Below are 25,717 nucleotides of genomic sequence, written 5' to 3'. Positions count from 1 at the left end.
CTTAGTTATCCTTTACGAATTTCTTGACCGCGTGTAACAGGTCGGTGTCGCCTCGGTTGCTGTAGTGGGCTGCTACCTGGCGTAGTTCGGTGCCTTCGACCGCTGCATCCCAGGCCTGGCGTAGGCTGCGCACTCCGGCGCCGGGTCCATCGGGGTGAGCGGCGACGCCACCGCCGGCGAGCATCATCAGGTCGGTAGATCCGATGGCTTGGAAGGTCGGGGCTGGCGTACCTACATTCTGTCCTGAAGAGAGCACCGGAACTACCGCTTCGGTCCTGCCTAGCGGGGTCAGCAAGCTGCGAATATTGGCCGATACTTCTTCATCGGTTTCGTAGAACTTGCTTCCCAGTCCGCTGGCATGCAGGTGGTCTGCACCTGCCAAGCGGGCCAGCTGTTGCCACACCTTGTAGTCGACACCGAGTCCGGGATGGCGCATGGAAGCGGCCAAGCCAGCACGGTGTCCATGAATGGCGACCTCGCTGAATTCGCGCAACATGGCCAGGGCGGGAAGACCCATCACGGGGATATTGAGCATGACGCAGGTACCGCCAGCCTTGACCACCAGGTCGTGGCGCCGGCGCAGGCCGGCGACGTCTCCGGTGATGTTGAAGGCATACATCGTGTGGTGCCCAGTGACTTCCCGGGCCGCAAGGATTTCCTCCATAGCCACGGCTACTCGGCGCTCCAAGGGAAGGTAGGCCGGGTCGGTCATCAGCTCATCGTCCTTGATCAGGTCGATGGAAGCCAACGCGAGCTCACGAACCACGAGGCGGAATTCATCTTCTGAGAGTCCGACATTGGGTTTGATGATTGTGCCTACCAAGGCTCCTTGGACCCCACCTAGGAGTTTACGGGTGCCGGCAATACCGAATGCCGGGCCTTGGTGGGCATTGATAAAGTCTTCGGGCAGCTCGATATCTTGCAGTCGGCAGGCATAAAGCTCGCCGAGTTCAAAGAGGTTGCCTGCCACAGTGGTCTGCAGGGTCGCCAGATCGGTGCCGATATTTTCCATCGGAAACTCGACGGTTGCCAGCGCAGCACGGACCTTTTCAGATGTAGCGCGTGAAGGCAAGGACGGTGCGCGAAGGCCGAGTTTTTCAATCTTGGTGACGTGGGCTGCGTGTCGGACTCGGATCCTTTCAGATTCGCCCGGGACTGGGAGGAAAGTACCACTAGACTGTTCGCCGGCGAGCAACGCGGCTGCTTTCTCCGGCTCGATGCTTGATTCAATGTAGTAAGTGCAGCGCACAATCCGAGAGTCGCGCATGGGATACTCCAAACTTCTGTGGTGTACTGAAAAAATTCGTGGAAACGGTCTGCATGGCTTAGCTGGACATCGCTTCGGGGATCTGATTTTTCTTGGAAAGCCGCTCGTAGTATTCGAGCTCCCATTCGGGGGACACTCCGCGACGGGCCTGCCATTTGGCGACCAGGGCTACAGCAAACGGGATCAGGATGGAAGTAGTGACCACGGCGGCTGCGATCTGCGCGGTGGCGACTGATTCGATGGCTTGGTAGGCCGGATCGGCGAGGGCCAATGCTGCAGGGGTAGCAATGGCGTTGCCTGCAGTTGTCCCTTCTGCCATTCCTGCGATGAGGTTACGGGTCTTGCGTGGTCGGCGATGTATCGCGTGGAAGCACCAGAGCACCAGCATGGAGGCCGGGCCGGAAATTAAGACGGTAGCTAAGCCCAGCAGTATGCCCTGCATGCCGCTCGTGATCAATGTGGAGAAGTCAATGCTTCGGCCCACCACAAAACCGAGGAATGGGATCAAGAGGGATTCGCCGACGCTCAGGAACTCGCGGGCTGTGCGGGAAAGATTACCTAAAATGAATCCCAAGGCCAGTGGCAGGACCAAGCCAACGAGGTCCTGGAGTGGGAACGTGGCCAGGCCCGCGGTGCCAAGGGCAATCATAGTGATGAACGGTCCGTCGTTCAGCGCGATCACTGCCACCGTTGCCCGGTCGGTCTTATTGCCGTACTGGCCAGTCAACGCAGCGAATAGCGCGCCGTTGGAGTTGGTCATGGCTGCGATGATGGCTAGTGGAGTCAGGCCGAGGATCGAGCCTCCGGGAATCCAGAAAGCTACCGCCAGTCCCACGGCGATGCCGATACCAACTTTGCCGATAAGGATCGCGATGCCCTTTTCGAGTGTCGGCCCAGTGGTTCGTACATCGAGCTGGGAACCGAGGCAGAAGAAGAACAATCCGAGCAACGCTCCGGTTCCATCGCGGAAGAGCGCGGTGGTGAAGCTTCCTACCTCAAGCGCCTGGGGGAAGAAGGTATTAATGATGGCCCCGAGGAACAGCGGGATGAGCATGAGGGCACCAGGGATGACAGACAACTTTGTCAGCCAATCCCTGGTGCTGCCCTGATTGCTAGTAGCCATGATCGTAGTCTTTCTGCCGAAGTACCCCGGTGCCACCGTGGACGGGGAATTAATGATCGAAAGGAGAAAATCGTCATACGGATGCACTGGAGCTTCCCATTGCATCCACTGTCCTAGCACGCCCGCCGGAGTAGTAGTTTGAGCCGGCAATGGCGAGGAGGCCGAAAAAGAATCCCTCACTTCCAGTTGTACGTACTTTTTGTACGTACAACTGGTTATAGTGAATATCAGGATGTGATCCAAGTCAAGTTAAATCTGTGACCTGGGCAATGTTTTAGTTTGGTTCCAAGTCATCTGGCAATGGCAGATACTGCTAAAAGGCTTCGTCAGAGCTGAAATGATAAGGGTGGAGATTAGACTGAAATGAAGTGCATGGCAGTCGTTTGAAGCATGGCCAAAAAATTGTATCGGCGCACGCCGGGAAACGAGGAAGGGTATGAACTTCGCACCACACGAGAGCTTGCTTAGCCGTTCCTCTGGGCAACCCCTGCACTCGCAGATAAGAAACATCCTGCAACAGCAAATCGTCGACCATGGACTGGAAGCTGGCACACCTCTACCCACGGAAGAGGAGTTGCAGAAGAATTTTGGCGTATCACGCAGTGTGGTACGACAGGCACTCGCAGGTTTGGCCGAAGAAGGCTTGATTCGTCGGCAACGTGGCAGGGGCAGCGTGGTTGCAGCCGCACCGGTTCTGAGGCGGCACATTCAACAAGCTGGCGGCTTGGATCAACAGGCTGCAGCTAGTGGCCAAAAGATGATGACGCATGTCCACTCCATTCAGCGATGTAACGCGCCGGATGAAGCTACTCAAGCTTTGGGCGTTATGGATGTGTTGCGAATCGAACGGATACGTATGTTGGAATCCGTACCCGTAGCCTTCATGCGCACTTGGGTTCCCTTTGCACCTTTTAGTGATTTTTCTGTCGAGTTACTGGAAAACGCATCTTTGCACCAACTGATGCGCGAACGAGGGCATATTCCTGTTGGCGGTCCGCGTAGCGTACAAGCGGTTTTAGCCGATGAGGCATTGGCGGAATTTCTACAATCTTGCACAGGAGATCCAGTTCTCCTGCTCCAAGGCGTAACTCAAGATGCTCACGGACGAGGGCTTGAATGGTTCAATGTTTGGCATAGGCCAAATACAATCTTCGACGTAGAAGCGAAAGTTACGCCTCCGGGTCTGATTTCAGCACAAGAACTATCCCAGTTGCATCGAATGTCTCAGAAACTTGAATCGGAGCTTGCTAGGGTCAGTGCGGCCACAAATTCGCAATAGTACTTGGGTCTTGGAACTCTGACTGGTCGTGCTCGTTGCCCGGGTTCTTTGCCTGATGTGTGGCGTCTGGTTGGCGCTCGCTGTGCGCCGCACCAGAATGTTTACACCCTTCGTGCAGATATTGATGTTTTCGGCATACTTTTTGCTACACCTACATGGCGTGTGAACTTCGATACTTCGTGCGGAACGCGCGGGAGTTTGAGTAAATTACGCTGCACTACCCATGGCATGTCTGTGGAAGGAGCTACCTGCTGTAAAGGCAGGGAAAACTTTTAAAGTTGAGGATGAAACCTGGATGGTCGGCATCGGCGTAGTGGGCGCAAATGAAATCCTTGATGATCTGGAAGAAGACCTCTCAAAGTAGCCAATAGCAGCACTGCCGCGTAAAGCTATATGGCAGAAGATACCAATGGCCTCGGGACTTTGCGGTCCCGAGGCCATTGCCGTCCTGTGTTCTAGCGATGTGCAGAGGAACGCGCAGGTTCCTTGATGAACAGTGACAAAACGAATGTCAGCGTTGTAATCACCCCGCCGATGAGGAATGCTGTGTGTGCCCCGGCAGCATAGCTGGCGGCTGTTTCGGCTCCGCTGTCGAGCTGCAGGTTGGCTGCGAACATCAACACGGTGACAAACACAGTGGTGCCGATGGCTCCTGCCAGCTGCTGGCTGGTGTTGAAGATCGCTGAACCGTGGTCGTAGTAGCGCGGTTCCACCGATGACATGGCTGAGGTCATCAATCCAGTCATCAGCAAGGCCATGCCGGCGGAGAAAATCATGTGGATCATCATGAAGGTGCTCAGTTCTGCTTGCGCGTCCAATGATGCATAGAGCCACTGTCCAACAGCGATCAGCGCGGTACCTGGAATCAACACCGGCCGCGGGCCGAACTTGTCATAGATGCGTCCGAAGATCGGGGCCGCTACCGCCTGGACGATGCCGCCGGGCAGCAGCATGAGACCGATGGCCAGGGCATCGAATCCGCGGCCGGTTTGCAGGATGATCGGAAGGATCATCAAGGTGCCCAGCATGGTGCCGAAGGCAATCATGATGATCACGATAGCCAGACTGAAATTGCGGTTTTTGAACACCATGAAGTTCAACAGCTCGCGGCCGCTGCGTGCCAGGCGCATCTGGCGGTTGATGAACAGCACCAGTGACGCGGCGCCGACGGCGAGGGCGCCGATGGTTAGTACAGGCTGCTCGGTGAGCTTTTCAACGTTGGAAATGCTGTAGACCAGCAGGCCGAAGGCTAAAGCAGAAAGGAGTACTGAAGCATAGTCCACTTTGGACTCGCGGGCATTTGACGGGACCTTGAGGAAAATTCCGCCGAGTACCAGTACCAGCAGACCGATAGGCAGCATCAAGGCGAAGACGTAGTGCCAGCCCAGAGAATGCACGATGGCACCGGAGGCGGTTGGGCCAATGGCGGGGCCTACGCCGATGACAACGGAATTTAGCCCCATAACGGTGCCGCGCTTATTGATCGGCACCAGGGTCAAAGTGGTGGTCATCATCAGCGGCAGGATGATCGCGGTGCCCACCGCCTGAATGATTCTCGCTAATAGGATCAGCGCGAAGTTCGGGGCAAAGGTCGCTAGGAGCGTGCCGCCGAGGAAGCTGATAATCGCAAAGTGGAAGAGCGAACGGTGGCTGTAGCGCTGGAGCAGAAAGCCGGTGGTAGGGATGACCACGGACAAGGTCAGCAGGAAGCCTGTGGTCAGCCATTGGCCTGCGGTCGCGGTGATGTTGAGGTCCTGCATGATGTCGGGCAGCGCAACGGTCAGCACTGTTTCATTCAGGATCATCGTGAAGGCCGCTAGCGCGAGGGTGATGATGACGCCGACCAGCTGCTTGGTACTCAACTGACCGGTGTCTTCTTGTTTGCTCAGCGTAGGAGCCATCGGCGCTGTGCCTTCTTTCTGAGAGTGTGGAGTGAATTTGAATTCTGTCATAGTCTGCCACTTTTGATTCAGAAAAGTGGCAGAATGTGACAGAAGATAAAATACTTGTTGATTGGCTGGGGAGGAATAATGGGGATTCGCGAGCAGCGCAAAGCAGCGACCCGCGGACAGATCCAGCGGGCTGCTTTGGACTTGGCGGAGCGCGATGGGTTGGAACATGTCACGATCAGCCAAATCGCTGCGCAGGCTGGAATCGCCGACAGGACCTTCTTCCGGTACTGCGAATCCAAGGAATCGGCAATCTTTCCCAAACACGATGCGCTTTTTGAAGCGATTGCCGGGTGCCGCCTCTTGCCTCATGCCGATGGCTCGCAGATTTTTGAACAGCTGCTTGCCGCCTGCCGGGAAGTGTTTGTGTGCGAAGTGAAAACCACGGAGTTCCGCCGGGTCTCCCAGCTCATTCTCTCGGAGCCGAAGCTTGCAGCGTTTGCAAAGCAGGAGGAGCAATGGCTGGTGGAAATTGTTCAGAAGCATCTAGACGGCCATGGAATCGATTCGATGCAGTCGCTGTTGATCGGCGAACTGGTGGCTACGACCTGGCGGGCGGCATGGCAGCGATTCGCCATCGAAGATCAGCCGGGACAAGAGGCTGATCCCGTGGCACTCTACGACCAAGCGATTGCGACGTTGGGCCTGCTGTGCGCGGGATTGTCCGAATAGCGATTTTTGTACATTGAGTTATCGATCATTAACTTAGATGTGACGAACTGCTCGTCGGCTGTTCAGCCCGGCATTTCGGCGTTAAATCGGTGTTGCTCATCGCGTTTTCCTCACAGAAACAGTGTGTCTTTGCTCAATATCGGGTAGATTTGGAACGTTGAGTTCAGGGCGGTTAACCCGCTTCCGCACGACGTTCAGGGAGACGCCACACCTATGGCCAAGATTATTTACACCCACACCGACGAAGCGCCAATGCTGGCAACGCACTCGTTCCTGCCAATCGTCCAGGCATTCGCCTCGACCGCCGGTGTGGAGCTGGAGACCCGCGACATCTCGCTGGCCGGCCGTATCATCGCCACCTTCCCGGATTACCTCACCGAAGAGCAGCGCATCGGTGACGCCCTGGCAGAACTGGGCGACCTGGCTAAGACTCCAGAAGCCAACATCATCAAGCTGCCGAACATCTCGGCATCGATCCCACAGCTCAAGGCAGCCATCGCCGAGCTGCAGGCAGCAGGCTACGCACTGCCTGACTACCCGGACAACCCATCTTCGGATGAAGAGACCGACGTGCGCGCACGCTACGACAAGATCAAGGGCTCCGCAGTGAACCCAGTGCTGCGCGAAGGCAACTCGGACCGCCGTGCACCGCTGTCGGTGAAGAACTACGCCCGCAAGTACCCGCACTCCATGGGTGCATGGTCGGCAGATTCGAAGACCAACGTTGCCACCATGGGCGTTGACGACTTCGCATCCAACGAGAAGTCGGTTGTCATCGACGCGGACAAGTCGATCTCCATCCGCTTCGTCGGCACCGACGGCGAAGTCAAGGTTCTGAAGAAGCCTTTCAAGGTGCTCAAGGACGAAGTCATTGACGGCACCGTCATGCACGTTGCAGCCCTGCAGGACTTCCTGAAGGCAGCCGTGGCCCGGGCCAAGGAAGAGGGCATCCTCTTCTCGGCACACCTGAAGGCCACCATGATGAAGGTTTCGGACCCAATCATCTTCGGCCACGTGGTCAAGGCCTACTTCTCCGAGCTGTTCGACACCTACGGCGACGAGCTGGCAGCAGCCGGCCTGAACCCGAACAACGGCCTGGCAGCAATCCTGGGCGGCCTGGACGAGCTGTCCGACGAGGTCCGCGCCGGCGTTGAGAAGCTGATCGCCAAGGGTCTGGAAGAGGGCCCGGCAGTTGCCATGGTCGATTCCGACAAGGGCATCACCAACCTGCACGTACCATCCGATGTCATTGTTGACGCTTCCATGCCTGCAATGATCCGCCTGGGCGGCAAGATGTGGGATGCCAAGGGCGACACCGCAGACACCTTGGCAGTACTGCCTGACTCCTCCTACGCAGGGGTCTACCAGGCTGTAATCGAGGACTGCCGTGCCAACGGCGCCTACGACCCAACCACCATGGGCACCGTGCCAAACGTCGGCCTGATGGCTCAGAAGGCTGAAGAGTACGGCTCCCACGACAAGACCTTCGAACTGGCTGCAGACGGCCACGTCCAGATTGTCGATGAGAACAACACCGTGCTGATCGAACACCAGGTCTTCGCAGGCGACATCTGGCGTGCATGCCAGACCAAGGACGTCGCCATCCGCGACTGGGTCAAGCTTGCAGTGAACCGCGCCCGCGCCTCCCAGACCCCAATCGTGTTCTGGCTGGATGAGAAGCGCGCCCACGACGCAGTGCTGATCGCCAAGGTCAACGAGTACCTCAAGGACCACGACACCGACGGGTTGACCATCGAGATCCTGAACCCGGTTGAGGCAACCAAGTACTCGATCGAGCGCATCCGCAAGGGCGAAGACACCATCTCGGTGACCGGCAACGTGCTGCGCGACTACCTGACCGACCTGTTCCCAATCCTGGAACTGGGCACCTCGGCAAAGATGCTGTCCATCGTTCCACTGCTGGCAGGCGGCGGCCTGTTCGAGACCGGCGCCGGCGGCTCCGCTCCAAAGCACGTGCAGCAGCTGGTGTCCGAAAACCACCTGCGCTGGGATTCGCTGGGCGAGTTCATGGCACTGGGCGCTTCCTTCGAGCACCTGGCAGTAACTACCGACAACGCCCGCGCACAGGTTCTTGCGGACACCCTAGATGCAGCCACCGGCACCTTCCTGCTGGAAGACAAGTCGCCAAAGCGCAAGGTCGGCGAGCTGGACAACCGCGGCAGCCACTTCTACCTGGCCAAGTTCTGGGCTGAAGAGCTGTCCAAGCAGGACAAGGACGCCGAGCTGGCTTCCGCGTTCGCCGAGGTTGCCAAGGCACTGGACGCCAACGAAGAGGCCATCGTCGCTGAGCTGGCAGAGGTCCAGGGCCAGCCAGTAGACATCGCCGGCTACTACCGCCCAGATGAGGCAAAGACCACCGCGGTCATGCGCCCATCGGCTACCTTGAACAAGGCTCTGGAACTGCTGAACAAGTAGTCCTGAACTAAGTACGCGTCAGGCGCCGTTCCCTTTGGGGAACGGCGCCTGACGCGTTTTTGTCGTCTTGGTCTGGCAGGCACTATACGATCGGGATAAAAGTTCTGCCCACCGCCCGTCCAGGAGTCCCTTTTTTATGTACATCCGATTCCAATCGCCGAAGAAGAACCATCGAGGCATTCACGTGGGGATCTTCGGGCTGGCCAACTCCTTAGGGAACCGCGGTCTGCTCAGCGAAGAAGAGCACCGGCTCTGGCGGTCCATGAATGACTGGTACAACGCTGCCTACCCTGATCCAACTGCTGCGTTCCCGGAGGTCTATGATGACGACGTAAATCCCGGGGCTGTGGCGTGGTTCAAATCAACGGCTGTGCATCTGCTGGAGAAGATTCCGCCCTATCTTCAGCTGCTGGATCGATACGGCGTTGACTGCGAACTGGTCACGTCAGATGACCCAGGCAAGGTGGTCTACGAAGACGAGTTTCAAATCGTCGTCGTGCCTCGCGAAGGATAGGCGGCTACAGTTCCGGCTCGTGCTCCAGCCAGGGAAAACCTAAGGGGTTCTTCTGGGACAGCAATCGAACTCTTTCAGCATTATGCGAACGCGGAACCAACGGCAGGTTGGCCAATGAAACCTCTATGGATTGCAGGACAGGCACAGTGGACTCGCTGACCCACTGGCATTCGGTAATCCAGCCCAGCTGCGGGTCTTCGTAAGCCGGCATTCTTCTGAATGAACCTCGCGGGACGACATAAACGATTCCGTCGGTGAATGATGGCTTGCTATCTGCACCGTGGGCGTAGGACAGGAAGATTCTCCGGTTTTGAATGCTTGGCGTCTGGGTTCCGAAGGAAAAGCAGGCGTTGAGAAATCCTGGGCACTGTGGAGAGCGGATCGCATAGGCAATAGCCCAGGTCGGGTCTTCGGTGGCGAAAACCGCAGTCGCCTTTGAAAAGTCGTCAAGGCTGAAATCAATTGGAGCTCTTGGCTCTAAGACTTCCAGCGAACGTGATCTAGAACCATGAAGCAGGTACTGGCCACTCGCTGCATACTCCATGAGTTGGGACCAGACATCGTCTCCCGCTACAGGTGCAGGCTCATGCCAAGAATGAACTGCCATGAAAATGCCCCCTCCTTACTTGAAGGAAGAATTCGAAACGTTCGTCGGACAGATCAGCTCGGCTCAATCCCATAAGCATGTCACCGAAAGTATCAACAGTTGATACTTTCGGTGACGTGAAGCTACTCGTCTCCAAGCATTGCTTCTCCACATTTGGGCCTGACAAACGGGACATGGAGCCAACTGTCCCACAACCTGTGGGACTTTCGCAGCGGGGTAGCCTTTGCCGGTCGACAAGTATGCGCAGTCAAGGTATCTCGAACCCGATGACACTTAATGTCTAGGAGCGGTTCACAGAGTTGCTCGATGATTATAAGGTTTACTTATGGACGTTGTTCAGCTCTACTCGCAGGCGCAACACGAAGAGAAGCTTGCACGGCTTCGTCGTGTCATGGCACTTCGCGGTCTTCGAGCAGCTGGTCATTCTCAACAGCAGATTGCCGATCTGCTCGGCATAAGCCAACCAGCTATTTCCCAGCAGCTGAAAATGTCTCTGGACGACATTTCATCCGCTGACCTAGTGAGAGCAGCCGCTCCGATTCTAGTTTCGCTTGCCTCAGATCGAGGCTTTAGCGATCTTGCCGTTTTCGGATCAGTTGCCAGAGGCGAAGCTGGACCAGACTCAGATGTCGATTTGATCATTAGGCCGGCAAAAGATGCAGATCTTTTTGAGCTTATTGCGTTTTCCGAGCTATGCACTTCGATCTTGGGACGCCCGGTAGATCTGGTTTCCTACAATGGCTTGAAGCCCAAAATTGACGACGACATTCTCCGAGACCTGAAGCCATTGTCGTGAAACGTGCAGTCGCCAAAGAGTACCTACATTTAGACCAACGGCTGAAGCAGATCGCTCTTTATACAGAACGAGGGGTCGAGTCTTATGCCGAGCCACTGGTGCAAGATGCTTGTGATGCACTTTTGATGCGGATCGGCGAAGCTGCTAATCGGCTTTCGAGGCTTGATGAACCTGATCCTGCAAGTGTTCCTTGGCATCGCGTGGTGAGCATGCGCAACTGGCTGATTCACGGATACGACGTCATCGACCGTGAACTGGTTTGGCAGACGATTTCTGTCGCATTGCCGACGCTGAACAAGGATCTGGCGGAGCGAATATCTGTGGCCCATCGTGTTGTAGGCACCTGAGCCTGGTCGCGATTTGGCGAAGTTTTTGCCGTCAGACTACCAGCAGCATCGGAGAAATTGCCTTTAAGAACTCGCATGCGCGCAAGCTCACATAGTGTTCATCGTGCCGTGTGAACACGGGTTTTTACACGCGGGTAACAAGAGCTCAAACAGGCTATTTTCAGCCAACTCTTTGTCTATGGCCACTGACTAACACTAAAATTAGTTCGTTAGGCGATGTTTTTCGCTGTTGTCCAGTTCAGGAGAAGTATGTCCCTGCGTGAAAACCCTGTGGTTGTCCGTGCTCTGCGTTTCCTCGGAGTCGGCGGATTTTGCTTCATCGTCACCCTTGCAGTGAACTACGGCTTGAAGTTCACCGTGCTTGAAGCACATCCAACCACTGCCTTCTTGATCGCCAACACCGTGGCGACAGTGGTCTCCTATGTTCTTTCACGCCAGTACACCTTCCAAGACCGCAACGACGCTTACCGCAAGCGCATCCAGTTCATTGGATTCTTCGTCGTTTCAGGCCTGGGCATCATCATCAACTCCGCCCCGCTGTATGTTTCGCGCTGGGTCTTCGGGCTGCACACCCCAAACATTTCCTTCCTCGCGCAGGAAACCGCAGACTTCATCTCCGGCCCGGTCATCGGCACCGCCATTGCCATGGTGTTCCGTTGGTGGGCACTGCACAAGTTCGTCTTCCCTGAAGACGCCAAGGCAGAAGAAAAAGTCGAGCTCGCGGCCTAGAGCCCGCGCCCTGCCTCCCACAGGTTGTCCGAGGTTCCGGTCAGCAGCGCATTCAGCGACACTGCCTGGGCGTCCGTGAATGAGGCAATGTAGTCAACGATTGCCCGGGCCTGGCCTAAGCGCTGCACCTCGTGCGGGCTGGCTTGCCTGAAATGCTCGGGAGACCGTTCCTTGAGCTGCTTGTATTCTTCGGTGGTTGCTTCCACTGAATCCAGTAGACGGCGCGGTGCGCGCCCGGCATCTTGGACGTCGTTGAGCCAGTTGTGGAATCCTTCAGCCAGCGAACGGATGATCCGGGTCTGCCCGCGCTGGTACACGGCAAGATCGGGACGCTCCAGCACAAAGCGGGCATGCACGAACTTCAAGACGATCACGTCATGCCAGGCGGCATCGCCTAGCCGGACATGTCCGCTGCGGATCGTCGGATTCTCCTCCACGATGACAGATTCCTGCAGCCTGTCGATCCAGCGCCGGGTGAATGCCGTGACCGCCCGGTCTGCACCCAAGCCGCCGTTGTAGGGAACCGCCAGCAGGCCATCGACCAGGTCGTGGCCCACGCGCTGCACCGAGTCCCGGAAGGCTTCAGGGTTTGCCACCCATGGATCCTTGGCCAGGGCCCGGCGCCAGGTCAGTTCCAAGGCATGGCCCGGCCTACGGGCGTCTAGCTCCACCTGCTTCAGGGCGGCGAGGCCGGCGGTATTCTCCAGCCAGGCGCGCAGCTCGGCGGAGACGCTGGTGTACTGCAATACTCCCGCGCGGTAGAAGTCATCCAGATCATGCACCGCATAAGCAATGTCGTCAGCAATGTCCATGACGGAGCTTTCGATGGTCTGCTGGTGCTTGGCGATGGTCGGGAAGACCGAGAGCACATCACCCATCTCGTGGGCTTCAATGTCATAGGCCGAATACTTCAAGGCACCGGCGGCCGGGTCGGTGCCGACGCCGCGGGGCAGCAGCTCCGGGGACAGCGGGGCCAGGGCGCGCCACTCATTGCGGGTCCACGGGTACTTCAGCACTGCGGCCCGCACTGCCCTGGTCAGGTTCATGCCGCGTGCGGTGGCATCGCAGCTGTCCAAGGCGGTGAGGATGCGGAAGGTCTGGGCGTTGCCTTCGAAGCCGTCGGGCAGGCGCAGGAAGCCGCGGGCCACGCGGTCAAGTTCCTGCTCTCCAAGATGGCCGAAGGGCGGGTGGCCCAAATCGTGGGCGGCGGCCGCCGCCTGCACCACCACAGGATCGCAGCCGCCCAGATGCTCGACGAGGCTGCGGGTCTTCTCATCGGAGGTGCGCAGCCGGATGGCGATGGAACGCGCAACGGCTGAAACCTTCAGCGAATGCGTCAGCCGGTTGTGGACCAGCGTTCCGGAGCCTGCCTGCGGAATGACCTGCGTGACCGAGGAAAGGCGCGAAAAATACGGCGAGAAGCGGATGCGTTCAATATCGACGCGGAACTCGTCTTCACCCTCGCGCTGAACTTCGGCGATGGCGCGTTCGCGACCGCCGGTGACATGTGTCTTGACCCTTGCTTCCATGGTAAAAACCAGCCTAGGGGATCAATCCAGATCTGCAGCGGAACTAGCTGACGACGTTGAAAGTTTTCTTCCCGGCGGCGATGCAGGTGACCTGGTCGATGGCCATTTGCGAAACCAGCGAGATGAACTGTCCGGTATCTCCAGCCATATGCGGAGTGATGATGCAGTTCGGGGCATCCCACAGTGCGTGGTTTTCCGGCAGCGGCTCAGGATCTGTGACATCCAAGGCCGCGTGCAGCCGGCCGGACTGAAGCTCCGGCAGCAGTGCTTCGGTGTCCACGATGGGGCCGCGGCCCACATTGACCAGCAGCGCTCCGTCTTTCATCAATGACAAGAAATCCCGGCCCACATACTTTTCGGTGTCATTTGTATGGGGCAAGGCCACCACAACGACGTCGGCTTGCGGCAAGTCTGCCGCGAGCCGGTCAAGGCTTCTGACCTCGGTTCCGTTGCCGCTGATGCGTGCGGTGCGGGCGTAGCCGACCAGCGAGGCAGGATTGAACGGTTGGATGCGGCTGGTGATTGCAGTGCCAACGCCGCCGGCGCCCAGGACCACAACATTCGAACCATGCAGAGATGAGGTCCAGGTCCTCACCCAGTTGTGCCCGCGCTGCCGTTCTCCCGCCAAGGGCAGCTGGCGCAGGGAAGCCAGGATTAGGGCGAGGCAGTGTTCGGCGGTGGCATCTTCCACTGCGCCCTTGGAATTGGTCAATGCCACCTGCTCTGGCAGATGCTCCAGCACCCATTCGTAGCCGATGGACAGCAGATGGACATGCTTCAACCCTTTGATGCGCGAGACCCTTGAACGCATCAGCGGGTTGCTGGGCCGTTCGGTGACCAGCATGTCGGCGGGCGGCGCATCATGAGGGTCGTCGTTGATGTGCCACAAGATCGGCTCGATGCCCGGAACCTGCAGCCTGTCAACCAGGTCTTGCCAGGGGAGTAGTACACGTAATGCCATCTGTGCAGTCGGGTCCTTTCGCTCTTCTCCATTCTGACCGCTGCAGGAGCGTTGTTCATAGTTGTGGTCGAGTGGTGTACGAGATCCTTCCTGATACTTGACCACGTCTGGAACATTCCAACAAGTATTTACTGGCTTACTCGCCGCCGCTAAAGAGATAACCGCTGGACAAGGAACGCCAATGTCTGCACTCGTGGCCTTCGCCGCATTGGTGGGCTTTCAAAAAATCTAATAAATGGATCAGGAGAAAAGGGGTGATCTATTGCGCCGGTGAAGCAGCGCCTTGTCAGATGTGGTCCTCATAGCTATGGACTTTAGTTCCCTAGTGGTACCATATCTAGTACCACTAGGAGGCGAAATGGCAATCACAGCCACCGAAGCACGCCGCGATCTCTTTGGTCTCATCGAGCGCGTGAATCTGGATCAAACTGAAGTTGAGATCATGTCCAAGCGCGGGTCTGCAGTGCTTATGTCAAAAGAAGAATACGATTCCCTCGTCGAGACAAGCTATCTTTTGCGCTCACCTAAGAATGCAGTACGCCTGCTCGCTGCACTCGAATCGGCACGAGATGGACATACGGTAGAGCACGAGCTTATCGAACCGTGAGCAGCAGACTATTAACTTGGACTGCTAATGGGTGGGACGACTATCTTTACTGGCAGACCCAGGACCGCAAAACGCTCAAACGTATCAATCTTCTCATTGAAGACGTGCTGCGGGATGATCCTTTTGAAGGTATAGGAAAACCTGAACCGCTGAAGCACGCGCTGGCTGGCGCTTGGTCAAGACGTATTGATGAAGTTAACCGGTTGGTTTATGTTGCTGATGACCACTCGGTGACCATTCTTCAGGCAAAATACCACTACTGAACTGAATCGCTAGCGGAAGAATGTAACTTGCAATGTTCGTCAGTGTCCTATGCGCCAGGATTGAACGGTAGCAACAGCTCACAGCAGATCCGCCCCGTCACGCGGGCCTTGAACCATGAAACCGCCAGCTGGGTAGTCACTGCGTCGGACCTAGCCTAAACACCACTCGGACAAGACAGTATTACGAGTAATGCCGCACCCGGGCCGGTGGACCGTCACCAACCTGTTGGCGGGCAACAGCAGAAATCACTGCAGTTGGTTAACAGCTCCAGCCCTGCAGACACGAATGACCCGTGTCCGCAGGGCTAAATCTCTTATCCGGCTACGCCATCTGCTCTCCACGCGCCGCCATTGCGGATCCCAGAAGCACCAAGCGCATGGTGCGCTCGGCTGCATCGATGAGCAGCTGCTCGCCGCACTCCACTGCCTCGGCCAAAGGCATGGGCAGGGTCATAATTGAGGCCAGTGCATCGATGCCAATTTCATGGACGCTCGGAGCGCCTTGACCAAGGGTGCCGGCCAGTCCGAGGACAGGGACACCTGCACGCTGGGCACGGGCTGCGACTTCTGCAGGAACCTTGCCATGTGGAGTCTGGAAGTCGATGGCACCTTCGGCGGTGATCACCAGATCAACTTGCTGCAGGGCTGCATCCAAGTCGATGCCAGCCATGCCAGAATCCAGCAGCACGTCAAAACGTCCGCCCAGTTCGGCCCCCAGTACTGCGCTCATGCCCACACCCAGGCCACCAGAAGCACCGGTGCCAGCGCCGTACTTCAAATCCTTGCCTTGCACGAAAAGGGCTTCGCGTTCAAGCAGTTCGGCCCAGTTCTCCAACCCTGCCTCCAGCTTGGCCACCTGCTTTGGGGTGGCCCCCTTCTGCGGACCGAAGACTCGTGCCACGCCGCGTTCGCCGCACAGCACGTTGTGGATGTTGCAGGCAAGGGTAATCGGCACTTCGTTCAACCGCGGATGCAGGCCGCCGGCATCTAGCGATGCCGCCCGGCGCAGCGCCCGCCCGCCGAACCCGATGTCCTTGCCCTGCTTGTCCAGGATGCGCACGCCCAAGGCCATCAGGGCTCCGGCGCCGCCGTCGCTGGTGCCCGAGTCTCCGCAGCCGAGCACAATGCGTTCGGCTCCGGCATCCAGTGCCGCGGCAATCAGCTGGCCCACGCCATAGGTGGTCGTAGTAGTCGGGTTGCGCAGTTCGCGGGGAACCAGCGAAAGCCCTGCTGCGGAAGCCATTTCCAACACCGCGGTGCGTTGTCCTGACTGTTGGATCATCACCCAGCCAGCGGTGACTTCCTGGCCCACCGGCCCGGTGACAGTCTCGGTGAACACCTGGCCTCCGGTGCTGGCGGCAATGGCAGCCACGGTGCCTTCGCCTCCGTCGGGAATGGGCATCTGCACCAGCTGCGCGCCGGGCAGGATGCGGCGCACCCCGGCGGCGATGGCCGAGGCCACGGTGCTGGCATCTAGGGATTCCTTGAAACCGCTGGGGGCGATCAAAATGCGTTGGGGAACGATCATAGCCATGGTTCTTGCTCCTTCTTAGGGGGTGGGGGAAAGGATGTTCAGTCCGAGCGCCGGCCAGATCAGCCAGCTGAACAGCATCAACAGGGCGAACATGACCGGTGCGAAGCGTGTTGCAAAGCTTCGAAGCTCGGCGGGGGAGAAGCTTGGGGAATCGGGGATGTCGCTGAACAGTGCCACAGGTTTGGCGCTGCTGGTCAGCGTGTGGCAGAAGCCTGCCGCCGCGGTGGACAGGAAGGCAGACGCCACGGGATTCAGTCCCTGGCTCATGGCCAAGGGAATGATCAGCGGGATCAGCACCGCGGAACGGGCCGAACGGGACTGGATGACCAGGTGCGCCGCCAGAGAGAGCACCGTCAGCACCACCACTGTTGCCAGCGAGCCGCCGGCACCCAACCAACCCAGCGGTGCAAAAATCACTGATGCCAGCCAGCCGGCAGCGCCCGTGTTGTTCAACGCGGTGCCCAAGGCCAGGGTGAAGGCCAGGAACAGCAGGATGTTCAGCGGGGTTTTCTTGATGCTGGCGCCGATGCCCGCCCCGGTGAAGCCGGGGAAGTTCATTACCGCCGCGCCAACCAGTGCAATCAGCACCGGGTCGATGCCGGTGGCCGGGGAACTGGCCCAACCGCTGATGACCACCAGCAGGACTACCAGCGCGCGAAGCATGGCTGGGCTCAAGGTGTTGTCCCGCTGCACTTCCAACTGGCTGCGGGTTTCAGCATCCAGCGAACCACGCTGCTCGCGCGGAACCTGCATTCGCAGGATCATTTCGCAGGCTGCTAACGCGGAAACCAGCGCCAGCGGTGTTCCCAGCACAATCCAATACAGGAAGCTGATTGGCTCCAGCCCCGCCGCGGCCAGCAGCTGGTTGGTGATCAAATGCGCTCCTGCACCGATCAGCGTTGCCACTGCGGAGAGCAGCACCACCGATGGAATCAAAAGACTCAATCCCACCACCACCGCACGTTGGGAGGCGAAGATGCCTGCCAGCACGGTGAAGATCGGCAGAGCCAAGGCCGCCCGCCCGCTGGTGGCGGGGATCGCGAAGGCAGTGGCACACAACGCGAAGGTCACCAGATAGAACAGCTGGCGCACCGTGCGCGCCCGGGAGATCACCTTGAAGCCCAGATAGTCAGCCAACCCGCTGGCGCTGATGCCGCCGGCCAGCAGGAACGCTCCGAGCAGCAGCCAGATCGTGTCATCCGCCAGTGCAGAGAACAGCTGCTGCGTATCCAGTGCGCCGACAGCCACCAGGGCCAGGCAGGCGCACAGGGCCACATAGGTGTCGGGAAGCTTCGTGGACGTCCACGCCCAGATCGCAATGGCGAAGATTCCAAGGGTCAGTGCTCCTGCGGTTCCGGGTCCGCCGGGCGCGAAGGCCAGCAGCCCGCTGGCGCAGGCAAGAGCCGCTGGAAGGAGCCAGCCCAGCCGCCGCTTGCTCTGCCTGCCGGGCTGTTGCGGCGCCGGGGCGCTCGCCGGTGTGGTGCGGTAGTAGACCTCGGTCATTTCAATCGGTATCCCGCCCCGCGGATGGTCTCAATGCGTTCGGCGCCGATCTTATTGCGCAGGCTACGCACGTACACGTCCACCACATTGGAAGCCGGGTCGAAGTCCAGCCCCCAAATATGCGCAATCAGCTGGTCGCGGGAGAGAACTTGCCCGGCATGCTCCACGAACACTTCCAGTAGTGCGAACTCCCGGGTGGTCAGGTCTACTTCCTTGGTGGAGGTGGTGACCCTGCGGGAACGAACATCCACGCTCAGATCTTTGTGCGTCAGCAGCTGGGCAATGGCAGGCTCCGCCTGCCCGTCACCGATGCGCAACTTCACCCGCGCCAGCAGTTCCGCGAACTGGAAGGGCTTGGTCATGTAGTCATTCGCCCCGCCTTCCAGACCTGCCACGGTGTCGAATACCGAGTCTCGAGCAGTCAGCACGATCACCGGGGTGCGCACGCCTTCGCCGCGCAGGGTTTCAAGAACGGTGAAGCCGTTCATTGCAGGCAGTCCGATGTCCAGGATGATCATGTCGATCTCTCCCTGCCGGGCGATCAGCAGGCAGGAGGCCCCGTCTCCTACGATGCTCGTCTGGTAGCCGGCCGACTGCAGCCCGCGGCTGACGAAGGAGGCGATATGCGCGTCGTCTTCGCAAATCAAGATATGCATTTCTAAGTCCTCTCCACCAGCTCAAGCGGAGCCGTGATGGTCATTGGTTCATAGGCTGGCACGTCAATGCCGAAGCGGGCGCCCTCACCCTTCACACTGGATACCCAGGCCGCCCCATGGTGGGCATGGGCAATGGTTCGCACAATCGCAAGGCCAAGCCCGGCCCCTGCCCGCTCATGCGGGTTGGATCCAGAACGATGCCCCTCGCCGCGTTCAAATCGCTCGAAGATGCTGGAGACATCAGCCGCTGCAATGCCCGGCCCGGAATCGTGGATCCAGAAGCGCAGTACGTGCTCGCCCTCCTCGGTGACCTCGAAGTTGGATCCCATGCGGATGCGGTCTCCGGGTGCCGTGTACTGCACGGCATTGGTGGCCAGCTGGAGGAATGCCTGAGTGATGCGCTGGGCATCGAGCTGGGCGGTGCCCTCAGCAATCTGGACCAGCTGCCAGCGCCGGTCTCCGAGCACCTGCACCTTCGCTTCGATATCAAGCATCAGCTCCACCAGCTCTGCTTCGGCAGGTCTGACGAAGTTCGGCTGCTCGGAGCGGGCCAGCACCAACAGATCAGAGACGATTCGTCCCATGCGTGCCAGTTCGGAATCCACCAGCCGCAGTGTGGCTGCCCGTTCTGCGGGGTCGTCACTGAGCAGTTCAAGGTGTCCACGCACGATGGTGATTGGCGTGCGCAGTTCATGGCCTGCATCATCAACGAAGCGCTGCTGGGTGTCGTAGATGGCCTGCAACCTGTCGAGCATGTGGTTGAAGGTGGTGGCCACCGCGGCGATGTCATCATTGCCGTTGACCGGCACACGCTCTGTGAGGTTTCTGGTGGAAATCTCCTGTGCCACCTGCTGTACCTGGCGGATGGGCTTGAGGATCTGCCCTGCTACCAGCCACGAGATGCCACAGGTCAATAGCAGGCCGGCTAGCCCTACCCAGCCCATGGCCAAGGTGGTGCGCTGCAGGGCAGCCACTGCCTGGTCGGTTGACTGAGTGATGATCAGCGCGCCGCGCTGAGAACCGAATTCGACCGGGATCTGTGCCCAGTGCAGGGCGCCGTCTTTGGTCTTGCTCACCCCGGCTGTTTCATTGCCGTCAATTACCTGGCGTAGCTCTTCAGGCAGCACACTGGTACTGGTTCCAGAACGCACCCAAGCAGTGGACGCTCCTTCAGAAGCCACGACCTTTTGGTCAACTACAGCCAGCAGGCTCTCACCGGTGGTCAGCGACTGACGGTGTACATAGAGGCTGAGCATCTGATCTACTGATTCAAAAGCCCCACCGGTGCTCGGGTTGCTGCCCGTTTCGGCAAAACGCACGAACTCCGCGCTTTCCTGAGCAACCGCCTCATTGGCGCTGTGCGTAATCTCTAGCTGCGAGATGCTGCGTGCCGTAGCAGAGACCGCTACCAAGGCAATTGTCGCGGTGAGCAGAATCCAGCCGGTGATGCGCAGTCTGGCGGAGATCTTTGATTGGCGGATCTTTGCAGGTGCCTTAGTCATCGTCATCGCCGCCATCGTCGTCATCATCGTCGCCGGCGGTGCGAGGAGCCGGTGCTGGGGTGGCTTTTTTCCTTGGAGCCTGGGTAGCTTTCGGAGCGGGCTTCGGTGCGGGTTTGGCAGATGGCTTAGGCTTAGGTGCCTTGGTCTCCTGCTTTGCCTTGTCGTCCTCGTTCTTTTTGCTGTCCTTTGCCTTGGCAGAAGGCGAAGGTGTAGCAGTCGGGGTGGCGCTTGGCGTATTGCTGACGACCACCGGTTTCTTCGGTACATCCGGTATTTGGTCGTTGACCAGCAGCAGCTGGCTTCCGAAGATCAGTCCCAGGGGGATCAGCAGCAGCCCGATGACTAGGGCAGTAGTTCGTTTTTTCCTCACAGGTTTCATCATGGTCTACGAATGTGAAACGGGTGTGAAGAGTGCTTAAAGAAATCTTCATCAAGCCTAGTCAAGCTTCCAATAGGCCAGTGAAAATTGCTAAGAAATTGTTTATTCAGCGCGCGTTACTCTGGATCCTCGCTTAGTTGGGAAATAAATCGAGTGATACGTGCGGCCCTTGTCTTCTCGGTCTTTGCAATCATCAGCTGGTGCAGGATGTGATAGCGAGGCTGGGACTTCAGCGCCTCGAAGGCGGTTTTGGCTGAGGGGTGCGCATCGAGGGCGCGTTGCAGGTCTTCGGGCACGCGGGCTGTGGCCTGTCCTTGGTAGGCGCGATCCCACCTGCCGTCTGCCTTGGCTTTGTCGATTTCGGCTTGCCCACGTGGGCGCATTCTTCCTTGCTCGATCAGTGCTGCCACGAACTGTGTGTTCTTTTCGGACCATACTGAAGCCTTGCGACGAGGAGTGTATCGCTGCAGGAAAGTGGTTTCATCTCGGCTGCGGCGTTGGCCATCGATCCACCCGCTGCATAACGCTTCCTGCAGAGCATCGGCAACCATCAGCGAAGTCGGCTCTGTGGTGCCCTTTTTGGCTACAAGCAGCCACACTCCATCGCTGGTTTCTTCGTTCTCGTCCAGCCACTCACGCCAGGCGGCTGCGTCTTTGAGAATCAGCGGGTTGTCATAGTCCATGGTAACTATTGTGCTTAATAATCGGGTCAACGACGAGCGGAACTGGCATCATTTGTGGCCAAGTTGTTCAATGAGCGAGCGTTCGAACTCATGGCTCAGTCCGGCACGGCGCTTACGCCGCAGGCTGTGAAGCCGTTCATCCTCCAGCACCGCCGAGAGCGTCTGATCCATCGAGTGCAATGTGGTAGTGAAGAGTTTGCCCGCCCGATTGAGCATGTTTTGGTCTACCTCCGGCAGCCAGAGCGGTAAGGACCGCTCTCCGGACCAATATGTCACGCCGTGCTCAAGTAGACACCGATCCGAAGCCGGGCGAAGTACGCCATCGAAGACTGCCACCTGTGCTGCTGCGTGAAGGAACTGCTCGAAACTCATCATCGGTCCCGCTGCATCGAGCACGGGTGGAAGTTCGCCGGCGACGACGGCGCCCGCTAGGTCTCGGACGTCAGTGAATTGCACCGGGCGGGAGAGGTCCTCGGGGACCAGAGCCGGATCGTCTGAGGCCATTCGATTCATCCAGTAGCCGAGCTGGTCGCTGCGATCGCCTGGACCGGCGATTAACCCTAGACGAATGATCCTCAGCCGTTCGCCAGCGTCTGCTCGCAGTTATGCTCTGCGGCTGCTTTCGCGTCCGTGTGAGTTGTCCTGAGATTTATGCCGTTTCTATTTTGAGCGAGTCGTAGCTCTGGGACCATGGAATCGGATTTCTATAGGTCTAATCATTTCTTGTTTAGGGCAGATTCTAGGTCATATTCGATGCCTCTGCCCGATTCATAACTCAACGTGCCGTCAAGTGATGAAACTTCCAAGACAACACTGCCTTTACCTTTTTCTGCCGGGCCAAAATTGTCCGGTAAGATCCCAGTCTCCGTTTCGCATAACATTCCACTGGCTGGCATAAGCTCCCCCCATGAGTTGAGCCGTCGGATTTGATGTACTTCCATCCGAACGGGAGGAACGAGATGCCGACCCCACCAGAAGCATCCAACTCCTTGGTAGTCTCTACGGACATATGTACTTCAATCCGTTTAATACCTTTTGGGGGTTCTGGGTAATCGGGGTACATGCACTTGGGGTTGGCTTTAGTCCAATCGACTCTAAATTTGGCGACTTCCACCCCGGAGCGATCTTCCCAGAGCACAACGTCACCGGGCTGTTTAATGTAGTTCCCGCGGTCGTTTCGCGTTTGTTCAAGATTAGTGGACGGTTTCTCGACTGGGGGCTTATTCATCGTCGCTTGAGGAACTGGAGCGCTACAAGAAGTTAGACTCAAGCTAATGATTGCAGTGGCATAAGCTTAAAGTTTTCTGTACATAAAATTGATCTTAGCGGCTTGAACGGACTATTTTCGAAGTGACAGAATAGCCCGTGATCTAGTTCATGACTGATCTCTATCCATGCCACTTTCGTAACTCTGGCGGCAACAATTGGGCAGCTGTATAAGTTTTAAGTATTGTAAAATAGAGCAGTATTGAAATGGTGTACTCTAACCTACGAACCGGGCACAGGGCAGTTAGACCGTGAATAACTAATCTGTTCAATAGGTGTTGCCGCTTGTTCGTGCGAATACGGCAGGAACACCAGTAGAATCATCGGATAATGATACTGATTGCACATAAGCATTAAAATTATTGTTATCGCATTGTTGCTTATACGCACGCCCCTGGGGTCGAGATCTTGAAGGAGAAAAGTAATCTTTACAGGTATTGAAGTCAAAGGCCGTTGCTACGTTGAAGCGGAGAAAATCGAGTTCTTTCCGATTCCTGAAAAGAAACAACGCCAACAGCCTCGCGTTGCTGTGGTTTACGGCAAAAACGGAACGGGTAAGAGCACTATCGGTGAGTCGCTTGCGATGCTCTGCTACGAGCAGGCACCGAAGTCTCTGAACCCGACCGAGTCTCCGGCTGATCCAATTGATCTCGACGTCATGCCACTTTTTCAAGCAAATAATCAGTCTTCTGTTTCGGAGGAGACAGACAGCCTAGTATTTAATGAGTCATTCATTGAGCGTCATGTAAAGCTCAAACGTGAAGGCCTTGAGACAGTCGTGCTATTTGGCGATCAGGTGCAAGTTCAAGAAAGACTAGAACGAGCCCAAACTGCACGCAAACTTCAGAATTCAGTCGTGGAAGACGCCACGACTGAACATGACGAAGCGATTCAGGCTGAACTACACGCCTTTAATGCGCTTCAGAAATCTCTTAGACTCGGTTGGGCTCAGAGACAGAAAAAAATTCGTGGAAATTCAGGCGCTTCTCCTGTCGGTAAGGAGATTGTTACTAGAATCGCCAAGACTAGTTTTCGATCTGATCGCCCGGCCAATTTCACTTCCGAACTCTCTAATAGAATTGATGAGTTTCTCGATACTGTCGACTCAGAAGTACCCCAGCGGCCATGGGTCGGATTGCTTGACAAGAATTTTGCCCAGACGATTGACGGTAAATTGCTCGAAACAACGCTAGAGGCTCCAACGGGCAGTGGAATTGCCGCGAAAGTGGGCAAAGCATTACAGGATTTTGCATCTGATGTACACCGTGCGCGGAATCTATTCGCAGACGATGCCGTTTCATGCTGCCCTCTCTGTCTGCAGGATACTTCTGCTAACTACAAGCAACAACTCGTTGCAGCCATTTCATCTGCAATCGACGACGAAGCGATGGCGTTCAGTAACAAACTGGACCGGTCCAAAGTGCCATTAGTGACTCTTGATACTTCTCTAATCGACTCGCGATTCAGCGTCGAAGCCGCCAGATTTGATACTGCTCGCGTTACGTTGAACCAGCAACTTGAAAAGTGGAACGAGGCCTGCGAGTCAAAGAAGCTTGCTATGTATTCAGTCGTTCATTGGAACAATGAATGTTTGCAGGCAGCTACTCAAGACCTGATGGAAAGTATTTTATCGCTTGAATCCCGCGCAAACGAGATCGATTTAGCTATTCAGGAGCGTGCGAAGCGACAGAAACAACTGGAGGACGAAAACGTTATTGCCGCACGGATCGAGTGTGATTCTCTCGTAAAGACTTTTATTGAGGCAAAAGTTCGTCTGTCGAAAGCGGAAGCCGCCTTCGAGCTGGAAGACAAAAAACTTGTCGACGCAGCGGAGCTAGAAGCAAACCTCTCCGCCCAGCTCATGAATGCACAAGTTGCCGTCGATGACATCAACAGTTCGTTGCGTGCAATTTTTGCGGAAGACGAACGGCTTGCACTTACTCTGAGTATTTCACCAGAGGCAGACCCACATTATGTCCTGCGCGCAAGAGGTCGAGCCGTTCGCCCAGACAGGTTGTCGATAGGTGAGCGCAATATTGTGGCTTTGGCGTACTTTTTCATTTCGGTACGAAAACGACTTGACGAGCTCCTAAGGACGGCTTCGAACCGATGGCTTATCATTGGGGTCGACGACCCGGTTTCAAGTATGGATATGGATAATCGGCTTGGGATACACGGGTTTTTAAGTTCACAGATGCAACGCATCTTCACAAGTGGCCATGAACGCGTACGAATGGTTCTTTTGACTCACGACCTCGGTGTAGCTCGGGAGCTCGACAAAGCATCAGTAACGTCACTTCTGAACGCCGTAAAGGCACGCGGTGAAAATTGGAATTGGGGTTTCAACCAAGTCAAAAGTCAGCTCATCTCCAGATTCGAACTTAATATGAGTCATGGTCTAGTTCGCATCGATGGAAAGCTAGATGCACAAAACGATTATGGGAAACTGATTAACATAATGTGGAGAAGTGCTACTGACAAGCTGAGCGTCGACGACGTGCTTTCACTGACAATTGCGAATGTAACACGACGAGTTCTTGAAGCCTTCTCAACGTTTATTTACAACGAGTCCTCAATACCTTCTCAAACACTTTCGGACGAATATGCCCGAGCCACGTCGGGTGCAGAGCTAATTGTTGACCTTGGACCTGGACACCGAATGTTCCTGCATGGAAACAGCCATTCCGAGGACCAGATTACGGCGATGAGCGATTATGGTGGCATTACTGGGGTAGACACTGACGAGCAAATTCGACACGTACGCAAAGTTCTTGCAGTCATGTTCACGCTTCAGCCATACCATGTGACTTCGTATCTAGAAGAGGGATCCAATATCACGATCCCAACACTTGAAAGTTGGTGCTCTGACCTGCTTGGGCAGAAAGGCGCGGAAAGAGTATAACGTGACTTCGAGGTGTTGACTTTGCGAATCATAGGGAATATGTGGGAATGAGTAATAGTCAATAACGATTATCAGTTGATCCGGATCTGGTATGCAGACTCAGCTTTGCTGACTGGTGCGCCTTAGAAACCTGCATCACGAGGCATTTTGATGGACTAAACGCCAGTTTGTTAGGAGACGAAAATAGAAGGAAGAGAATATTCAAATATTCGA

At 56.8% G+C, this 25,717-nt stretch carries 24 protein-coding genes; 11 read left to right on the top strand and 13 right to left on the bottom strand.

Features of this window, described 5'->3' with window-relative positions; genetic code table 11:
• Position 1 precedes the first annotated feature (1 nt).
• Together AUR04nite_RS05030 and AUR04nite_RS05025 are read right to left on the bottom strand one after the other, a co-directional pair.
• Positions 2–1,267 (bottom strand): RuBisCO large subunit C-terminal-like domain-containing protein, encoded by a 1,266-nt coding sequence (locus AUR04nite_RS05030; protein ID WP_141362601.1) that lies wholly within the window; start codon positions 1,265–1,267, stop codon positions 2–4.
• Positions 1,268–1,325: 58 nt separating this feature from the next.
• A complete protein-coding gene (locus tag AUR04nite_RS05025) occupies positions 1,326–2,390 on the bottom strand; it encodes a 2-keto-3-deoxygluconate permease (protein WP_141362599.1) in 1,065 nt (354 codons plus the stop codon).
• Positions 2,391–2,826: 436 nt separating this feature from the next.
• Between AUR04nite_RS05025 and AUR04nite_RS05020 the strand changes: the two genes are divergently transcribed.
• Both AUR04nite_RS05020 and AUR04nite_RS05015 read left to right on the top strand, forming a co-directional pair.
• Complete coding sequence (locus AUR04nite_RS05020) at positions 2,827–3,669, top strand: GntR family transcriptional regulator (RefSeq protein WP_141362597.1); 843 nt, start codon at positions 2,827–2,829, stop codon at positions 3,667–3,669.
• A gap of 223 nt (positions 3,670–3,892) precedes the next feature.
• On the top strand, positions 3,893–4,033 hold the full coding sequence (locus AUR04nite_RS05015; RefSeq protein ID WP_218024636.1) for a hypothetical protein: 141 nt from the start codon (positions 3,893–3,895) through the stop codon (positions 4,031–4,033).
• Positions 4,034–4,124: 91 nt separating this feature from the next.
• Here the strand turns inward: AUR04nite_RS05015 and AUR04nite_RS05010 are convergent, their stop codons facing one another.
• Positions 4,125–5,531: an MDR family MFS transporter gene (locus AUR04nite_RS05010; protein ID WP_246055375.1), complete on the bottom strand. Its 1,407-nt coding sequence runs from the start codon at positions 5,529–5,531 to the stop codon at positions 4,125–4,127.
• A 168-nt stretch (positions 5,532–5,699) separates the two neighbouring features.
• Here AUR04nite_RS05010 and AUR04nite_RS05005 point away from each other — a divergent pair, with 168 nt between their 5' ends.
• From AUR04nite_RS05005 to AUR04nite_RS04995, 3 genes are all read left to right on the top strand, one after another.
• The gene (locus tag AUR04nite_RS05005) at positions 5,700–6,290 is read left to right on the top strand and encodes a TetR family transcriptional regulator (protein WP_141362593.1); all 591 of its coding nucleotides are present in this window, start codon (positions 5,700–5,702) and stop codon (positions 6,288–6,290) included.
• A 213-nt stretch (positions 6,291–6,503) separates the two neighbouring features.
• Positions 6,504–8,726: an NADP-dependent isocitrate dehydrogenase gene (locus AUR04nite_RS05000; protein ID WP_141362591.1), complete on the top strand. Its 2,223-nt coding sequence runs from the start codon at positions 6,504–6,506 to the stop codon at positions 8,724–8,726.
• Positions 8,727–8,862: 136 nt separating this feature from the next.
• Entirely contained in the window at positions 8,863–9,240 is a 378-nt protein-coding gene (locus AUR04nite_RS04995) for a hypothetical protein (RefSeq protein WP_141362589.1), read from the top strand.
• 4 nt (positions 9,241–9,244) lie between these two features.
• Here the strand turns inward: AUR04nite_RS04995 and AUR04nite_RS04990 are convergent, their stop codons facing one another.
• Positions 9,245–9,847 carry a hypothetical protein gene (locus AUR04nite_RS04990; protein WP_141362587.1) on the bottom strand — a complete coding sequence of 201 codons (603 nt, stop codon included), beginning with the start codon at positions 9,845–9,847 and terminating at the stop codon, positions 9,245–9,247.
• 325 nt (positions 9,848–10,172) lie between these two features.
• On the opposite strand from AUR04nite_RS04990, the gene AUR04nite_RS04985 reads away from it, so the two are divergent.
• The 3 genes from AUR04nite_RS04985 (at position 10,173) to AUR04nite_RS04975 (ending at position 11,719) form a co-directional block, all read left to right on the top strand.
• A complete protein-coding gene (locus AUR04nite_RS04985; RefSeq protein WP_141362585.1) occupies positions 10,173–10,643 on the top strand; it encodes a nucleotidyltransferase domain-containing protein in 471 nt (156 codons plus the stop codon).
• A complete protein-coding gene (locus AUR04nite_RS04980) occupies positions 10,640–10,990 on the top strand; it encodes a HepT-like ribonuclease domain-containing protein (protein WP_170184094.1) in 351 nt (116 codons plus the stop codon). The genes AUR04nite_RS04985 and AUR04nite_RS04980 overlap by 4 nt, the downstream gene beginning before the upstream one ends.
• Before the next feature lie 249 nt (positions 10,991–11,239).
• Positions 11,240–11,719 (top strand): GtrA family protein, encoded by a 480-nt coding sequence (locus tag AUR04nite_RS04975; protein ID WP_141362580.1) that lies wholly within the window; start codon positions 11,240–11,242, stop codon positions 11,717–11,719.
• Here the strand turns inward: AUR04nite_RS04975 and AUR04nite_RS04970 are convergent.
• Together AUR04nite_RS04970 and AUR04nite_RS04965 are read right to left on the bottom strand one after the other, a co-directional pair.
• Positions 11,716–13,248, bottom strand: coding sequence for a deoxyguanosinetriphosphate triphosphohydrolase family protein (locus AUR04nite_RS04970; RefSeq protein ID WP_141362578.1), 1,533 nt, complete (start codon positions 13,246–13,248; stop codon positions 11,716–11,718). The genes AUR04nite_RS04975 and AUR04nite_RS04970 overlap by 4 nt on opposite strands.
• Before the next feature lie 43 nt (positions 13,249–13,291).
• On the bottom strand, positions 13,292–14,209 hold the full coding sequence (locus AUR04nite_RS04965; RefSeq protein WP_141362576.1) for an NAD(P)-dependent oxidoreductase: 918 nt from the start codon (positions 14,207–14,209) through the stop codon (positions 13,292–13,294).
• A 358-nt stretch (positions 14,210–14,567) separates the two neighbouring features.
• On the opposite strand from AUR04nite_RS04965, the gene AUR04nite_RS04960 reads away from it, so the two are divergent.
• Positions 14,568–14,816 carry a type II toxin-antitoxin system Phd/YefM family antitoxin gene (locus tag AUR04nite_RS04960; protein ID WP_141362574.1) on the top strand — a complete coding sequence of 83 codons (249 nt, stop codon included), beginning with the start codon at positions 14,568–14,570 and terminating at the stop codon, positions 14,814–14,816.
• The gene (locus AUR04nite_RS04955; RefSeq protein WP_141362572.1) at positions 14,813–15,079 is read left to right on the top strand and encodes a Txe/YoeB family addiction module toxin; all 267 of its coding nucleotides are present in this window, start codon (positions 14,813–14,815) and stop codon (positions 15,077–15,079) included. The genes AUR04nite_RS04960 and AUR04nite_RS04955 overlap by 4 nt, the downstream gene beginning before the upstream one ends.
• 322 nt (positions 15,080–15,401) lie before the next feature.
• On the opposite strand, the gene AUR04nite_RS04950 is transcribed toward AUR04nite_RS04955, so the two are convergent.
• The 7 genes from AUR04nite_RS04950 to AUR04nite_RS04920 form a co-directional block, all read right to left on the bottom strand.
• Positions 15,402–16,613 (bottom strand): glycerate kinase, encoded by a 1,212-nt coding sequence (locus tag AUR04nite_RS04950; RefSeq protein WP_141362570.1) that lies wholly within the window; start codon positions 16,611–16,613, stop codon positions 15,402–15,404.
• A gap of 15 nt (positions 16,614–16,628) precedes the next feature.
• The gene (locus tag AUR04nite_RS04945; protein ID WP_141362568.1) at positions 16,629–18,116 is read right to left on the bottom strand and encodes an SLC13 family permease; all 1,488 of its coding nucleotides are present in this window, start codon (positions 18,114–18,116) and stop codon (positions 16,629–16,631) included.
• Entirely contained in the window at positions 18,113–18,772 is a 660-nt protein-coding gene (locus tag AUR04nite_RS04940; protein ID WP_141362566.1) for a response regulator transcription factor, read from the bottom strand. The genes AUR04nite_RS04945 and AUR04nite_RS04940 overlap by 4 nt, the downstream gene beginning before the upstream one ends.
• A gap of 2 nt (positions 18,773–18,774) precedes the next feature.
• The gene (locus AUR04nite_RS04935) at positions 18,775–20,274 is read right to left on the bottom strand and encodes a sensor histidine kinase (protein ID WP_141362564.1); all 1,500 of its coding nucleotides are present in this window, start codon (positions 20,272–20,274) and stop codon (positions 18,775–18,777) included.
• Entirely contained in the window at positions 20,267–20,644 is a 378-nt protein-coding gene (locus AUR04nite_RS04930) for a hypothetical protein (protein ID WP_141362562.1), read from the bottom strand. The genes AUR04nite_RS04935 and AUR04nite_RS04930 overlap by 8 nt, the downstream gene beginning before the upstream one ends.
• Positions 20,645–20,769: 125 nt before the next feature.
• Positions 20,770–21,336, bottom strand: coding sequence for a YdeI/OmpD-associated family protein (locus AUR04nite_RS04925; RefSeq protein WP_141362560.1), 567 nt, complete (start codon positions 21,334–21,336; stop codon positions 20,770–20,772).
• A 48-nt stretch (positions 21,337–21,384) separates the two neighbouring features.
• Positions 21,385–21,840: a Rossmann-fold NAD(P)-binding domain-containing protein gene (locus tag AUR04nite_RS04920; protein WP_141362558.1), complete on the bottom strand. Its 456-nt coding sequence runs from the start codon at positions 21,838–21,840 to the stop codon at positions 21,385–21,387.
• 1,186 nt (positions 21,841–23,026) lie between these two features.
• Here AUR04nite_RS04920 and AUR04nite_RS04915 point away from each other — a divergent pair.
• Positions 23,027–25,504: an AAA family ATPase gene (locus tag AUR04nite_RS04915; protein ID WP_141362556.1), complete on the top strand. Its 2,478-nt coding sequence runs from the start codon at positions 23,027–23,029 to the stop codon at positions 25,502–25,504.
• Positions 25,505–25,717 lie beyond the last annotated feature (213 nt).

The sequence above is a fragment of the Glutamicibacter uratoxydans genome (genome assembly GCF_006539925.1).
Classification (GTDB): Bacteria; Actinomycetota; Actinomycetes; order Actinomycetales; family Micrococcaceae; genus Glutamicibacter; species Glutamicibacter uratoxydans.
Note: the sequence above shows the minus strand (reverse complement) of the source record. Positions and strands in the feature narration are given on the sequence as shown.